We start from the raw sequence: 15,188 nt of genomic DNA on the forward strand, positions 1-15,188 counted from the left end.
CCGCAACGGCTTCGACGACGTCACCTGAGGTGGTCGCCCCGGCGGGGCGTTAAAGGCGGTGTTGTTGTCGGAGGTGGCCGGTAGGCTCGTAGGCACGATGACCGACGACATGTCTCCCGCCGAGCGGTACGCGGCGGCCAGGAAGCGCGCCACGGAGCAGGCCACCGCGCTGGCGCCCTTCCGCGAAATGTACGACTTCGCACTCGACCCGTTCCAGCTCGAGGCCTGCCGGGCGTTGGAGGACGGTCAGGGCGTCCTGGTGGCGGCGCCGACCGGTTCCGGCAAGACGATCGTGGGCGAGTTCGCGGTGCACCTGGCGCTCACCGAGGGCCGCAAGTGCTTCTACACCACGCCCATCAAGGCGCTGTCCAACCAGAAGTACAACGACCTCGTCGCACGCTACGGCGCGGACAAGGTCGGTCTGCTGACCGGCGACAACAGTGTGAACGGCGACGCCCCGGTGATCGTGATGACCACCGAGGTGCTGCGCAACATGCTCTACGCCGGGTCGCGGGCGCTCAACGGCCTCGGCTACGTGGTGATGGACGAGGTGCACTACCTCTCCGACCGCTTCCGGGGCGCGGTGTGGGAGGAGGTGATCATCCACCTGCCGGAGTCGGTGACGCTGGTCTCCCTCTCGGCAACGGTGTCCAACGCGGAGGAGTTCGGCGACTGGCTGGACACAGTGCGCGGCGACACCAGGGTGATCGTCTCCGAGCACCGTCCGGTGCCGCTGTTCCAGCACGTGCTGGCCGGGCGGCGGATGTACGACCTCTTCGAGGAGAAGGACAACCGCCGGGCGGTCAACCCCGACCTGCTGCGCATGGCGCGGATGGAGAACAGCCGCCCCGGCGGCAACGGCGACCGGCGGCGCCCGAAGCGGGAGGCGGACCGGGAGCGGGAGCGGCGGCAGCGCAGCCGGATCTGGACGCCGAGCCGGGCCGAGGTGATCGACCGGCTCGACGCCGAGGGGCTGCTGCCGGCGATCACCTTCATCTTCAGCCGGGCCGGCTGCCAGGCGGCGGTGCAGCAGTGCCTGTACGCGGGCCTGCGGCTGAACGACGCCGACGACCGGGTGCGGGTCCGGGAGATCGTCGAGGCGCGCACGGCCGCGATCCCGGACGAGGACCTGCACGTCCTCGGCTACTTCGAGTGGCTCGAGGGCCTGGAGCGCGGCATCGCGGCCCACCACGCGGGCATGCTGCCGACGTTCAAGGAGGTCGTCGAGGAGCTGTTCGTCAAGGGCCTGGTGAAGGCGGTCTTCGCCACCGAGACGCTGGCGCTCGGCATCAACATGCCGGCCCGTTCGGTGGTGCTGGAGAAGCTGGTCAAGTGGAACGGCGAGCAGCACGCCGACATCACACCGGGCGAGTACACGCAGCTCACCGGCCGGGCCGGGCGGCGCGGCATCGACGTCGAGGGGCATGCCGTCGTGCTGTGGCAGCGCGGCATGGACCCGGGCGCGGTGGCCGGCCTCGCCGGCACCCGCACGTACCCGCTGCGGTCCTCCTTCAAGCCGTCGTACAACATGGCGGTCAACCTGGTCGACCAGTTCGGCCGGCACCGCACGCGGGAGCTGCTGGAGACGTCGTTCGCGCAGTTCCAGGCGGACCGCGCGGTGGTGGGGATCTCCCGCCAGGTGCAGAAGAACGAGGAGGGCCTGGAGGGCTACCGGGCCGGTATGACCTGCCACCTGGGCGACTTCGAGGAGTACGCCCGGCTGCGCCGGGAGCTGAAGGACCGGGAGAACCAGCTGGCGCGGCAGGGCGTGGCGCAGCGCCGGGCGCAGTCCGCGGCGGCGTTGGAGAAGCTGCGTCCGGGTGACGTCATCCACGTGCCCACCGGCCGGTTCGCCGGGCTGGCCCTGGTGCTCGATCCGGGGTTGCCGGCGGGTCGCAGCCACGGCCGTCGGGACGTGGACCACCACGACGGGCCGCGCCCGCTGGTCCTCACCGCGCAGCGGCAGGTCAAGCGGCTGGCCGGGATCGACTTCCCGGTGCCGGTGGAGCCGCTGGACCGGATGCGCATCCCGAAGAACTTCAACGCGCGCAGCCCGCAGTCGCGCCGGGACCTCGCCTCCGCGCTGCGTACCCGGGCCGGGCACCACGAGCCCACCCGGCACCGCAAGCAGCGCTCGGCGGCGGCGGACGACAACGAGCTGAGCCGGCTGCGCGCGGAGTTGCGCGCCCATCCCTGCCACGGCTGCGACGAGCGGGAGGACCACGCCCGCTGGGCCGAGCGCTACTGGCGGCTCAAGCGGGACACCCGCCAGCTTGAGCGGCGGATCGAGGGCCGCACGAACACCATCGCCCGGACGTTCGACCGGGTCTACTCGCTGCTGGCCGAGCTGGAGTACCTGCGGGGCGACGAGGTCACCGAGGACGGCAGGCGGCTGGCGCGGCTCTACGGCGAGCTGGACCTGCTGGCCGCCGAGTGCCTGCGCGACGGCGTTTGGGAGGGGCTGGACCCGGCCGAGCTGGCCGCGTGTGTGTCGGCCCTGGTGTACGAGTCGCGTTCGTCGGACGACGCGTTGGCGCCGAAGCTGCCGGGCGGCCGCGCCAAGCACGCGCTGGGCGAGATGGTGCGCATCTGGGGCAAGTTGGACGACCTGGAGGAGCAGCACCGGATCCACCAGAGCGAGGGCGTGGGGCTGCGCGAGCCGGATGTCGGCTTCGCCTGGGCGGCGTACCGCTGGGCCGAGGGTGCCGGGCTGGACGCCGTCCTACGGGAGGCGGACATGCCGGCGGGCGACTTCGTGCGGTGGTGCAAGCAGGTGGTGGACGTGCTGGGGCAGATCGCCGCGGCGGCGCCGGGGGACGGCGGCATCAGCCGCAACGCCCGTCGCGCGGCGGACGCCATGCTGCGCGGCGTGGTCGCGTACACCTCCGTGGGCTGAACCCGGCCCCGCCGGCCGACGCCCCGGGCCGCCGACGGACAGCCGTCCTCGGCCCGGGGCGGTATGTCGCCGAACGCCGACGGTTCCTCAGCCGCTCTCGGCCTGCCCGGCGGCGCCGCCGGGCGACTGCCGCGCGGTGCGACCCGGTCAGCGCGCGGGGGCGGCGCTGCCCGCCGGGCCCGCTGGAACCGCCACGGGTCCCGTGGCGTCCGAGGTCCCCTGCGTGCTCTCCTGCTCGGCCTCGACGGTGGCGTTCCACTCGGGCTTCGCGGCCTGCCAGCCGTCCTCGTTGTGCCCGAGCCGCCAGTAGCCGGACACCGAGAGCCGGTCGCGCGGCACGCCGCGCTCCAGCCGCAGGTGGCGCCGCACCTCCTTCACCCAGCCTGCCTCGCCGTGCACGAACACGTGCGGGTCGCCCGGCGGGAAGTCGAGTTCGGCGACGTGGCGGGGGAGTGCGCTGCCCGTTCCGGTGCGGTGCAGCCAGCGCAGCGTGGTGCCGGGGGGCGCGGCGAGCTGCTGCTCCTCGTCGGGTCCGTCGACCTCCAGCAGCACGACCGACGGCACGTCGTCGGGCAGCCGTTCCAGCGCGGCGGCGACGGCGGGCAGCGCGCTCTCGTCACCGACGAGCAGGTGCCAGTCGGCGCGCGGGTCGGGGCGGTAGCCGCCGCCCGGCCCCAGCAGCCGGATCTGGTCACCGGGTCGGGCGGACAGCGCCCAGGGGCCGGCGAGTCCGGCGCCGGGGCCGGACTCGCCGTGTACGACGAAGTCGATGGTCAGCTCGCGGGCCTGCGGGTCGAAGCGCCGCACGGTGTAGGTGCGGGTGACGGGCCACTGGTCGCGCGGCAGTTCCTGCCGCACACGCGCCATGTCGAAGGGTTCGGGGTAGTGCACGCCGGGGCGCGGGAAGAGGAGCTTCACATAGGAGTCGGTGTACTCGCCGACGGGGAACCCGGTCAGTTCCTCGCCGCCGAACACCACCCGGACCATGTGCGGGGTGAGTCGCTGCTTGCGCAGAACGGTCATCAGGCGTGCGGTGGGCTGCTTGCGGGGTGCGCGTTCCGGCACGGCTGCTACTCCAGACGGTGGGGGAGTGAGGTAAGCCTAAGCTAACACTCGCCGTGCCGGTTCGGGGGCGGGCTGTCAGGCGGGCCGGCCGCCCAGCGTGGTCAGCAGCCGTTCCAGCGCCCCGCCCAGGCCCCAGCGCCGCGCCAGTTCGGCGACCGCCTCCGGGTTCTTCGGTGACGAGGGCAGCGTCGGGTCGAAGTCGCCCACGGGTACGTCGTCGGCGACGCGCACCACCTTCGGTGCGACGGCGAGGTAGGGTCGCGCCTCGTCCAGCCGGCGACGCTGGGTGGGGGTCAGGCCCGAGCGCGGGTCGTCGACGGCCGCCAGCACGCCGGCCAGGTCGCCGTGGGCCGCGAGGAGCTTGGCGGCCGTCTTCTCGCCGACCCCGGGCACCCCGGGCAGGCCGTCGCTGGGGTCGCCCCGCAGCAGTGCGAGGTCCGCGTAGCCGGAGCCGTCGACGCCGTACTTGTCCCGCACGGCGGCCTCGTCGTACACCGCGAGCTGGCCGACGCCCTTGACCGGGTAGAGCACCCGTACCCGCCGCTTGTCGTCCACCAGCTGGAACAGGTCCCGGTCGCCGGTGACGATGTCCACCGGGCCCGCCGCCCGGGTGGCGAGGGTGCCGATCACGTCGTCCGCCTCGTAGCCCGCCGCCCCCACCCGCGCGATGCCCACCGCGTCGAGCACGGCGTCGATCACCGGCACCTGCGGGCTGAGCGTGTCCGGCACCACCTCGGTGTCGGGGCCCTCCGGCGCCTCCTCGGCGACCCGGTGCGCCTTGTACGAGGGGATGAGTGCCACCCGCCACTCCGGCCGCCAGTCGAAGTCCATGCAGGCGACCAGGTCGTCCGGGTGGTGGTCCTGGACCAGTCGGGCGATGAAGTCCAGCAGTCCGCGCACCGCGTTCACCGGCGTGCCGTCCGGCGCCCGCACCGAGTCCGGCACGCCGAAGTAGGCGCGGAAGTAGAGGGAGGCGGTGTCCAACAGCATCAGGCGTCGTGTCGTCACACCGGTGATGATGCCGCACGGCGGTGACACCCGCGGCGCGGCGGCCGCCGCAAGGGTCGTCAAAGAGACATTTCTGTGATGCATGGGATCATCGGATCTGGGCAGGTGCGGCCAGTCGGACCTCCGGGTCAGGCGACACAGCACCACCCGTAACCGAGAGCGAAGGACCAACCACGTGGCCGCGGAGAAGAAGGTGAGGGGGCCGGGCGACGGCCCGGACGTCAGACCCAAGAGCCCCGCGAAGGGGCGCCTGTCCACCGTCTCACCAGGGGTTTTCTACCCGGCCGCCGCGATCATCATCACCTTTGTGCTCTACGCGACGATCTTCCGGGACCAGGCGAAGAGCCATGTGGACACCATCCAGTCCGAGGTCGTCGGCGGCCTCGGCTGGTACTACACGGTGATCGTGTCACTCTTCGTGATCTTCGCGATCTGGGTCGGTGTCGGCCGCTACGGCGACATCCGGCTGGGCCGGCACGACGACACCAAGCCCGAGTTCGGCCTCGGTTCCTGGCTGGCGATGCTGTTCGCCGCCGGCATGGGCATCGGCCTGGTCTTCTGGGGCGTCGCCGAACCGCTGACGCACTACGCCTCCCCGCGCCCGGGCACGGGGGAGTCCGAGGCGAGCCGCAGCGAGGCCGCGATGGTGCAGACATTCCTGCACTGGGGCATCCACCCGTGGGCGATCTACGTCGTGGTCGGTCTCGCCGTCGCCTACGCCGTGCACCGCAAGGGCCGCCCGGTCTCCATCCGCTGGGCGCTGGAGCCCGTCTTCGGCGACCGGATCAAGGGCGCCTGGGGCCACGCCATCGACGTGATCGCCGTCGTCGGCACCGTCTTCGGCGTCGCCACCTCCCTCGGTCTCGGCGTCCTCCAGATCGCCGCCGGCCTCGACTTCAAGGGTTGGGTGGACAGCCCGGGCAAGGGCGTGCTGGTCGCCCTCATCATCGGCATCACGCTGCTGGCCGTCGTGTCGGTGGTGACCGGCGTCGCGCGCGGTATCAAGTGGCTGTCGAACATCAACATGACGCTGGCCCTCGGGCTGATGCTGTTCGTGCTGATCGCCGGACCGACGCTGTTCATCCTGAACGGCTTTGTCCAGGACATCGGCGGCTATCTCCAGAACGTCCTCCGGCTCAGCTTCGACACCGGCGCCAGCGCCGGCGACGCCGGAACCGAGTGGGTGAGCGGCTGGACGGTCTTCTACTGGGGCTGGTGGATCTCCTGGGCGCCGTTTGTCGGCATCTTCATCGCCCGGATCTCCCGGGGCCGCACGGTCCGCGAGTTCGTCTGCGGCGTGCTGCTGGTACCCACCCTGCTGACCTTCTTCTGGTTCTCCGTCTTCGGCGGCTCGGCGCTGCACCGCGAGGTCTTCGGCGCCGGCGGACTGGGCACCGACGACAACACGGTCAGCCGCGACAGCGCGCTGTTCCAGCTGCTCGACACCCTGCCGGGCGGCGCTTTTGTCGCCGGTGTCGCGATGCTGCTGATCGTGCTGTTCTTCGTGACGTCCTCCGACTCCGGCAGCTACGTCGTCGACATGCTCTGCTCCGGCGGCGACCCGGACCCGCCGCGCTGGAGCCGCATCTTCTGGGCCGCCGCCCAGGGCGCCGTCGCCATCGCCCTGCTGGTGGCCAGCGGCACGGGCACGGCGGCGCTGGACACCCTCCAGACGACCGCGATCCTCATCGCGCTCCCGTTCAGCATCGTGATGATCGGGATGTGCGCCGCCACGATCAAGTCCTTCCACGCCGAACGCCAGGCGTATCTGGCGGCCAAGCGCAAGGAGCAGCAGGAGCGGCTCATCGGGCACGCGGTCGCCGCCATCGAGGAGGGGCTGGAGAACGGCAGTCTGTCGCCGAACGGCGGCGGCAACGGCGACGGGCCGGACGACGGCCGCCGCGGTGCCGACGGAGACCTCACCAAGAAGCGTTGATGCAGGCCGAGTTGAGGCAGTGACGAACCACCGAAGGACCCCCGGCGCGAACCGCGCCGGGGGTCCTTCGGGTATCCGAACGCCGGATCACGGCTCGGTGACATCCGTCTCGGGGACCCCGCCGCCTCTTGACCCTTAGGCAAGGTTTACCTTATTCATTATCTGCCGCTGGTGGACACCGGCGGTGGAAGACGTCGTGCCGCTTCGGGGCGGCAACACGGAAAGGTCCTTGCATGAAGAGCGAACCGGCCAGACGCGCCCGTCTGCGCACCCTCGCCGCCGTCGCGGCGGCAGCCGTGGTGCTGCCCGCGGCCGCGGCCTGCGGCAACGACGGCGGCGACGGCGGTGACGCCGGCGGAGACAAGGGCAAGAACAACAGCCTGGTCGTCTACTCCGGCCGCGACGAGGCACTGGTCGCGCCGCTGCTGAAGGACCTGGAGAAGAAGACCGGCCTCAAGGTCGACGTGCGCTACGGCGACACCGCCGAACTCGCCGCGCAGATCCTGGAGGAGGGCGACCGCACCAAGGCCGGGCTGTTCTTCGCCCAGGACGGCGGCGCCCTCGGCGCGCTCTCCAAGGCCGGCATGCTCGACACGCTGCCGCAGAAGTCCCTCGACAAGGTCGACGCCAAGTACCGCGGCGGCAAGGACGACTGGGTCGGCGTCTCCGGCCGCTCCCGCGTCGTGATCTACAACACCGACAAGGTGGCCGAGAAGGACCTGCCGAAGTCCGTCTTCGAGCTGACCGACGCCAAGTGGAAGGGCAAGGTCGCCTACGCGCCGACCAACGCCTCCTTCCACGCCTTCGTCACCGCCATGCGCGTCTCCGAGGGCGAGAAGAAGACCCGCGACTGGCTCACCGCCTTCAAGGCCAACTCGCCGAAGGTCTACGAGAAGAACGGCGCCGTGCGCGACGGCGTCGACGCCGGCGAGGCCTCCCTCGGCCTGATCAACCACTACTACTGGTTCGAGAAGCGCAAGGAGGTCGGCGCGGACAAGCTCAACTCCGAGCTGCACTTCCTGCCCGGCACCGACCCCGGCGCCCTCGTCAACGTCGCCGGCGTCGGCGTCCTGAAGGGCGGCCAGAGCGAGGCCGGCCGCAAGGCGGTCGACTTCCTGCTCGGCAAGGACGCCCAGACCTACTTCGCCACGCAGACCAGCGAGTACCCGCTGGCGGCCGGCGTCACCAGCCCGGTCGAGGGCCTGCCCGCCCTCGACACCCTCGGCGGCCCGGACATGGACCTGAGCGAACTGGACTCGCTTGAGAAGACGCTTGAGCTTCTCAAGGACGTCGGGATGGTCTGAGCCAGATGACCACCACCCTCCGCCCGGCCGGTGCCAGCACACCGGCCGGGCGGCGGCGCGCCCGCCGCCGCCCGCCCGCCGTGCTGCTCGTGCCCGCGACGCTCGCCGCCGCGCTGGCGCTGCTGCCGCTCGGCTACCTGGCGGTCCGGGCGCTGGAGAACGGCCCCGGCTACGCCTGGGACGTGCTGGCCGCCGAACGCACCGTCGAACTGCTCGGCCGCAGCCTCGGACTGACCGCCACGGTGGTCGCCCTCTGCCTGCTGCTGGGCGTCAGCCTCGCCTGGCTCACCGTCCGCACCGCGCTGCCCGCCGCCCGGCTGTGGACGGTGCTGGCCACGCTGCCGCTCGCGGTGCCCAGCTACGTCGCCGCGTTCGCCTGGGTCTCCGCGGCGCCGGGGCTGGCCGGCTTCACCGGCGCCACGCTCGCCCTCACCCTGGCCTGCTTCCCCTACGTGTACCTGCCGACGGCGGCCGCGCTGCGCCGTGTCGACCCCGCCCAGGAGGAGGCCGCCCGCTCGCTCGGGCTCGGCGCCTGGCGGACGTTCGCGAGGGTCACCCTGCCGCAGCTGCGCCCGGCCGCCGCCGGCGGCGGCCTGCTTGTCGCGCTGTACGTGCTCTCCGACTTCGGCGCCGTCTCGATCATGCGCTACGAGACGTTCACCCGGGCCATCCACACCAGCTACCGCGCCAGCTTCGACCGCACCCCGGCGGCCGTGCTGTCCTGCCTGCTCGTTGTGCTCACCGTGCTGCTGGTCGTCGGTGAGAACCGCAGCCGGGGGCGTGCCGGCCACGCCCGCACCGGCTCCGGCACCGCCCGGCCCCCGCTGCGGCTGCGGCTGGGCCGCTGGACGGTGCCGGCGCTCGCCTGGTGCACGGCGGTGGCCGCGGCGGCCGTCGCCTTCCCACTGGCGACCCTCGGCTACTGGATCGCCGTCGGCAACTCCGCCACCTGGGAGCCCGCCCGGCTCTGGGACGCCGTCCAGAACACCGTGACCGTCGCCGGGCTCGGCGCGCTCGCCACCGTGCTGCTCGCCCTGCCCGTCGGCGTGATCGCCGCGCGCTACCGGGGACGCGGCGCCCGGCTCCTGGAGCAGGCCGCCTACGCCGGACACGCGCTGCCCGGCATCACCGTCGCCCTGGCGCTGGTCTTCTTCTCCGTCCGCTACGCCTACCCGCTGTACCAGCAACTGCCGCTGCTGGTCGTCGGATACGTCGTGCTCTTCCTCCCGCTCGCGGTCTCGGCCACCCGGTCCGCCGTGCTCCAGGCGCCGCCGGTGCTGGAGGACGCGGCCCGTTCGCTGGGCCGGCGCCCCCTGCAGGTGCTGCGGGAGGTCACCGTCCCGCTGGCCGCGCCCGGCGTCGCCGCCGGAGCCGCGCTGACCTTCGTGGTCATCATGAAGGAACTGCCGGCCACCCTGCTGCTGCGGCCCACCGGCATGGACACCCTGGCCACCAGACTGTGGGCGGAGACCACCGTCTCCGCGTACGCCGCCGCCGCGCCCTACGCGGCCGCACTCATCCTCGTCGCGGCCGTGCCCGCCTACCTGCTCGGAAGGCATCGCTCATGACCGACCTGCACATCAGCGCGCTCCGCAAGTCCTACGACGGGACCCCGGTGCTCGACGGGCTCGACCTGGACGTGCCCTCGGGCCGACTGGTCGCCGTGCTCGGCCCGTCCGGCTGCGGCAAGACGACCATGCTGCGGATCATCGCCGGCTTCCTGCACGCCGACGCCGGACGGGTGGAACTGGGCGGGCGCACGGTCGTCGGCCCCGGCGTCCATGTGCCGCCGGAGCGGCGCGGTGTGGGCATCGTCGCGCAGGAGGGCGCGCTGTTCCCGCACCTGAGCGTGTCGCGGAACGTCGCGTTCGGCCTGACCGGGCTCTCCCGTGCCGAGCGGTCCGCGCGCACCGCCGAGATGCTGGAACTCGTCGGCCTGGCCGGGCACGGTGAGCGGATGCCGCACGAGCTGTCCGGCGGGCAGCAGCAGCGCGTGGCGCTTGCCAGGGCGCTCGCCCCGCGCCCCGCGCTGGTCCTGCTCGACGAGCCGTTCAACGCGCTCGACAGCGCGCTGCGCGCCGGCGTGCGCGCGGACGTGCGTGCCGCGCTGCACGCCACCGGCGCGACCGCCGTCCTGGTGACCCACGACCAGCAGGAGGCGCTGTCCACCGCCGACCTGGTGGCCGTCGTGCGAGGCGGCCGGGTCGCGCAGGTCGGCACGCCCGAGGAGGTCTACCGCTCGCCGGTCGACCCGTGGGTGGCGGCGTTTGTCGGCGACGCGGTGGTGCTGCCGGCGGCCGTCGCCGACGGCCGCGCCCGCACCTGCGTCGGCACGGTCCCGGTGGCCGGCGACGCCAAGGGGTCCGGCAACGTGCTGCTCAGGCCGGAACAGCTGCGGCTGGTCGCCCCCGACGCGGCGGCCGTCAGCGGTGTCGTCCGGGACATCTGCTTCTACGGCCACGATTCGGTCGTCTCGCTCGACCTGGAGGGCGCGCCGGGACCGGTCGAGGTGCGCCACCCGGGGCCGGTGGCCGTGCGGCCGGGGGAGCGGGCCGGGGTCGAGGTCGTCGGCGAGGGGCTGCTGCGGGACGCCGAGCACGCCGAGGACGCGCTGGCATGAGCGCCGCGCCCCGGGTCGTCTCGCTGGTGCCCTCGCTGACGGAGGCGGTGGCGGTGAGCGCCCCCGGCCTGCTCGTGGGCGCCACGGACTGGTGCGAGCACCCGGCCGGGCTCGACGTCCAGCGGATCGGCGGCACCAAGAACCCGGACATCGGCCGGATCGTCGAACTCCGGCCGGACCTGGTGGTGGCGAACGAGGAGGAGAACCGGGCGCCCGACCTGGCCGCCCTGCGCGAGGCCGGACTCGACGTGCTGGTCACCGAGGTGCGCGGGCTCGACCAGGCGTTCACCGAACTGGACCGGCTGCTGGTGGTGGCCCTGGGGCTGCGCAGGCCCGTCTGGCTGGCCAGGGCCGAGGAGGCGTGGGCCGGACCGCGACCCGAGTTCGACGTGAGCGCCGTCGTGCCGATCTGGCGCCGGCCGTGGATGGTGCTCGGCCGGGACACCTTCGCCGGGGACCTGCTCGCCCGCCTCGGGGTCCGCCAGCTGTACGCCGACCACGCCGAGCGCTACCCGCGCGTGCCGCTGGACGAACTCACCGCGTGCGGCGCAGACCTGGTGGTACTGCCCGACGAGCCGTACCGCTTCACCGCGGACGACGGCCCCGAGGCGTTCCCCGGCCTGCCCGCCGCGCTGGTGAGCGGCCGGCACCTCACCTGGTACGGGCCGTCGCTGGTTCGGGCGCCACTCGTGCTGGCCGGACGGATCCGGCAAGCGCTCGCATGACCCGTGCGTCCTGATCGGCCTCCGGGTGCATCCGGGCAGGGGCGGTGGTCCGGGGGAGCAGCGCGGCGAGCCCGCGGGAGGACCGTGCTCCCCATCCGCCGAGAATCACTCCGATCCTGTCAAGGATCCGTCGCCGGCGGCGGCCGGTCGCGTACGCTCCCGCCAAGAACCGTCCCGCTGGACGTCAATAGTTTGTACGTGAACCTTTGAGGTGATCATCGGTGTTCGCGCGGGCTCCGCGCGGGCGGCCGCCGCGTCCCCGCGTGGCGTCGCATTGATCGGCGGGAAGGGGGCTTCGTCTCCCCGGTCCGGTCGTGGCGCAGGGCGGCTCCCTCCTCAAAGGTCTACACGGATACCTTAAGCTCCGCCGCCCTCGGCGACGAGGTGGCGGACCACTACCGCGACATCGCGCGCGTCGAACAGGAGCGGACAAGAAGTGACCCAGACCGACACCAGGACCGCCCCGGGCACCGACACCGGCCTCGAGGCGCACACGATCCTCAACCCGGCCACCGAGGAGATCGTGGCCACCGTCCCCGCGACGCCGCCCGCGGCCGTCGCCGAGGCCGTGCGCCGCGCCGAGTCCGCCCAACGGGTGTGGGCCGCGCTGCCGCCCGGCGACCGGGCCCGGGTGCTGCGCCGCTTCGCCGTCCAGGTGGACGAGGCGATCGAGGAACTGGCCGCCCTGGAGGTCCGGGAGGCCGGACACCCGGTCGCCGGCGCCCGCTGGGAGGCCGGCAACGTCCGCGACCTGCTGGACTACGCCGCCGGCGGCGTCGAACGACTCACCGGCCGGCAGATCCCGGTCGCCGGCGGGGTGAACCTCACCTTCCAGGACCCGCTGGGCGTCGTCGCCGTCATCGCGCCCTGGAACTTCCCCATGCCGATCGCCGCCTGGGGGACCGCCCCGGCGCTCGCGGCCGGCAACGCCGTCCTGCTCAAGCCCGCCGAGACCACCCCGCTCACCGCCCTGCGGCTGGCCGAACTCGGCCTGGCCGCCGGGCTGCCCGAAGGACTCTTCCAGGTCCTGCCGGGCGCCGGCGAGGTCACCGGCCGGGCGCTGGTGGACCATCCGGGGGTGGCGAAGGTGGTGTTCACCGGTTCCACCGAGGTGGGCCGGGAGGTCATGGCGCGCTGCGCCCGCGGTGTCACACGGCTCACGCTCGAACTCGGCGGCAAGAGCCCGAACATCGTCTTCGCCGACGCCGACGTGGAGGCGGCCGCCGCCGCGGCCCCCGGCTCCTTCCTGGACAACACGGGACAGGACTGCTGCGCCCGCAGCCGTATCCTCGTCCAGGCCGAGGTCTACGACCGCTTCCTCGAACTGCTGGAACCGGCCGTACTCGCCTTCCGCTGCGGCGACCCGACCGACCCGGCCACCGCGATGGGCCCGCTGATCTCGGCCGAACACCGCGAACGGGTCCGCGGACACCTCCCGCAGGACGCGCCCGCGGCGATCCGCGGTGAGATCCCGGACGGCAAGGGCTTCTGGTACCCGGCGACCGTGGTGGAGGCCAGGCCGGCGGACCCGATCGCGACCGAGGAGGTGTTCGGGCCGGTCGCGGCCGTGCTGCCGTTCCGCGACGAGGCCGAGGCGGTGCGGCTGGCGAACGCCACCGACTACGGCCTCTCCGGATCGGTGTGGACCCGGGACGCCGGCCGTGCGCTGCGTGTCTCCCAGGCGGTCCGGGCCGGCAACCTCTCCGTCAACTCGCACAGCAGCGTGCGCTACTGGACGCCGTTCGGCGGCTTCGGGCAGTCCGGCCTCGGCCGTGAACTCGGCCCCGACGCGCTGGCGGCCTTCACCGAGACCAAGAACGTCTTTGTCGCCACCGACGCCTGAGGCGCCTCACCCGGCGGCGAGCCACCCCGCTCCGGGCCGCACCCCGCCTGGGCCGCGCACCCCGCTCCGGGCGTGCCGAGGACGGGTGCGGCCGAGGGGACCGTACCCCGGTCCCGGGCACCCGTGATCGGACCTCGTCCAGATGTGCGCAAGTTCTCCGATGCCGCCCGAACACCGTGCATGCTGCCGGGAAAGCGGGGGCCCACGTGACGGAGGAGAACGCATGAGGCTCGGTCGACGCCTGGAACGCAAGGGACGGATTCCCCCCAGGCTCATCGCGGTGACCGTCACCGCGATGAGCCTGATCGTCATCGCCACGGTGGTGCTCGCCTTCCAGCAGGACAGCGGGAACGCCCACCCCAGCGACCCGGACAGCCTGCCGGCCGCCGCCCAGCCGCCTCAGGCCGCCGGCTCCGCCGGCACCGGAACGGGCGGCGCCCAGACCGGCGGCGTCGCCGCACCGGGAGCCCCGGGCGCGCCCGCCGAGGGCGAGGCCGGCGGCAACGGCACCTCGCCGAGCGTGGCCGGACCGGTCACCGAGGTCGACAAGAAGTTCCTCATCGCCGTGCGACGGGCCGGCCTGTGGGAGATCCCGGCCGGCCGGCTGGCCCAGACGAACAGCAACAACGAGGCCGTGAAGCGCGCCGGCCACCACCTCATCGACGGCCACGCCATGCTCGACCAACTGGTCCGTGAGGACGCGAAGATCCTCGGAGTGGCGATCCCGAACGAGGCGTCCGAGGAGCAGCAGGGCTGGGTGGCGCAGATGAAGGCGGCCCGCGGCGCGGAGTTCGACCGGATCTTCGTCAACCTTCTCCGGGCCGCCCACGGCAAGATCTTCGCGATCATCGGCGAGGTGAGGGGCGCGACGCAGAACGACCTCATCCGCCGCCACTCCAAGGTGGCGAACGAGACCGTCCTCGACCACCTGGAGGTCCTGGAGGACACCGGCCTGGTCACCAAGGAGACGCTGGAGGACGTCGAGGCCGCCGTCTCCTCCTGAGGCGCGCGCCGCGGCCGAACCGCCGCCGACAAGCCGAGGAGGGCCGCACCTCACAGGAAGGTGCGGCCCTCACCCCGGTACGTCGGGGCCACCTCGGTCACCCGCTCGCCCTCCACCAGGTGGAACCGGTCGAACCGCTCGGCCAGTTCACCCGCCTTGGCGTGCCGGAACCACACCTTGTCACCGATCAGCAGATCGTCCGCCGCCGCCCCGAGCAGCGGGGTCTGCACCTCGCCGGCCTGCTCCATCGGGTCGTAGCGCAGCCCCTCGGGCAGGTACGGCGTCGGCAGCCGGTCCCGGCCGGCGGCGCCCGAGGCGGGATAACCGCCGCCGAGCACGGTGACGACCCCCACACCCGGCCGACGTACCACCGGCTGGGCGAACAGGGCCGCCGGGCGGCCCGAGAAGGAGCTGTAGTGGTCGAACAGGCGGGGCAGCAGCAGCCCCGAGCCGGCCGCGATCTCGGTGACGCACTCCTCGGCGGCCGTGTGCTGGACACTGCCGGTGCCGCCGCCGTTGACGAACTCCAGGTCGGGCGCGACCTCCCGGACGGCCCGTACCGCCGCCGCACGGCGTTCGGCCAGTTCCCGCCTGGCGACCCGCTGCATCAACCGGACGCCGGCGGACCGCAGCGGCCGCCCGGGCACCGCGTCCCCCACCCCGGCGACATGCCCCTCGTACGCCATCAGCCCCACCAGCCGGAAGCCGGGCCTGCGCACCACGGCACGGGCCAACTCGGCGATCCGGGCGGGGGAGTGCAGCGGGGAGCGCAGCGCCCCCACCCGCAG

At 73.1% G+C, this 15,188-nt stretch carries 11 protein-coding genes; 8 read left to right on the forward strand and 3 right to left on the reverse strand.

The window, feature by feature from the left end:
* Positions 1 to 97: 97 nt before the first annotated feature.
* Entirely contained in the window at positions 98 to 2,896 is a 2,799-nt protein-coding gene (locus GL263_RS08985) for a DEAD/DEAH box helicase (RefSeq protein ID WP_182855067.1), read from the forward strand.
* Positions 2,897 to 3,043: 147 nt separating this feature from the next.
* On the opposite strand, the gene GL263_RS08990 is transcribed toward GL263_RS08985, so the two are convergent.
* Positions 3,044 to 3,961 (reverse strand): siderophore-interacting protein, encoded by a 918-nt coding sequence (locus GL263_RS08990; RefSeq protein WP_438947938.1) that lies wholly within the window; start codon positions 3,959 to 3,961, stop codon positions 3,044 to 3,046.
* Positions 3,962 to 4,036: 75 nt separating this feature from the next.
* Complete coding sequence (locus GL263_RS08995; RefSeq protein ID WP_182855075.1) at positions 4,037 to 4,951, reverse strand: 5'-3' exonuclease; 915 nt, start codon at positions 4,949 to 4,951, stop codon at positions 4,037 to 4,039.
* A 193-nt stretch (positions 4,952 to 5,144) separates the two neighbouring features.
* On the opposite strand from GL263_RS08995, the gene GL263_RS09000 reads away from it, so the two are divergent.
* The 7 genes from GL263_RS09000 to GL263_RS09030 all read left to right on the forward strand — a co-directional run bounded on the left by GL263_RS09000 (position 5,145) and on the right by GL263_RS09030 (position 14,400).
* A complete protein-coding gene (locus GL263_RS09000; RefSeq protein ID WP_323379310.1) occupies positions 5,145 to 6,905 on the forward strand; it encodes a BCCT family transporter in 1,761 nt (586 codons plus the stop codon).
* 233 nt (positions 6,906 to 7,138) lie between these two features.
* Positions 7,139 to 8,209, forward strand: a complete 1,071-nt coding sequence (locus GL263_RS09005; protein ID WP_182855069.1) for an iron ABC transporter substrate-binding protein — start codon at positions 7,139 to 7,141, stop codon at positions 8,207 to 8,209.
* Positions 8,210 to 8,214: 5 nt separating this feature from the next.
* Positions 8,215 to 9,777, forward strand: coding sequence for an ABC transporter permease (locus GL263_RS09010; protein WP_182855070.1), 1,563 nt, complete (start codon positions 8,215 to 8,217; stop codon positions 9,775 to 9,777).
* Positions 9,774 to 10,829 (forward strand): ABC transporter ATP-binding protein, encoded by a 1,056-nt coding sequence (locus tag GL263_RS09015; RefSeq protein ID WP_182855071.1) that lies wholly within the window; start codon positions 9,774 to 9,776, stop codon positions 10,827 to 10,829. Before GL263_RS09010 ends, GL263_RS09015 begins: the two co-directional genes overlap by 4 nt.
* Complete coding sequence (locus GL263_RS09020; protein WP_182855072.1) at positions 10,826 to 11,554, forward strand: helical backbone metal receptor; 729 nt, start codon at positions 10,826 to 10,828, stop codon at positions 11,552 to 11,554. The genes GL263_RS09015 and GL263_RS09020 overlap by 4 nt, the downstream gene beginning before the upstream one ends.
* Before the next feature lie 436 nt (positions 11,555 to 11,990).
* A complete protein-coding gene (locus tag GL263_RS09025) occupies positions 11,991 to 13,397 on the forward strand; it encodes an aldehyde dehydrogenase family protein (protein WP_182855073.1) in 1,407 nt (468 codons plus the stop codon).
* A gap of 223 nt (positions 13,398 to 13,620) precedes the next feature.
* Positions 13,621 to 14,400, forward strand: coding sequence for a DUF4142 domain-containing protein (locus GL263_RS09030; RefSeq protein ID WP_228456310.1), 780 nt, complete (start codon positions 13,621 to 13,623; stop codon positions 14,398 to 14,400).
* Between the two features lie 50 nt (positions 14,401 to 14,450).
* Here the strand turns inward: GL263_RS09030 and GL263_RS09035 are convergent.
* Positions 14,451 to 15,188: type III PLP-dependent enzyme domain-containing protein (locus tag GL263_RS09035; protein WP_500294561.1), on the reverse strand; the 738-nt coding region annotated here is incomplete at its 5' end.

The sequence above is a fragment of the Streptomyces durbertensis genome (assembly GCF_014156695.1).
GTDB lineage: Bacteria > Actinomycetota > Actinomycetes > Streptomycetales > Streptomycetaceae > Streptomyces > Streptomyces durbertensis.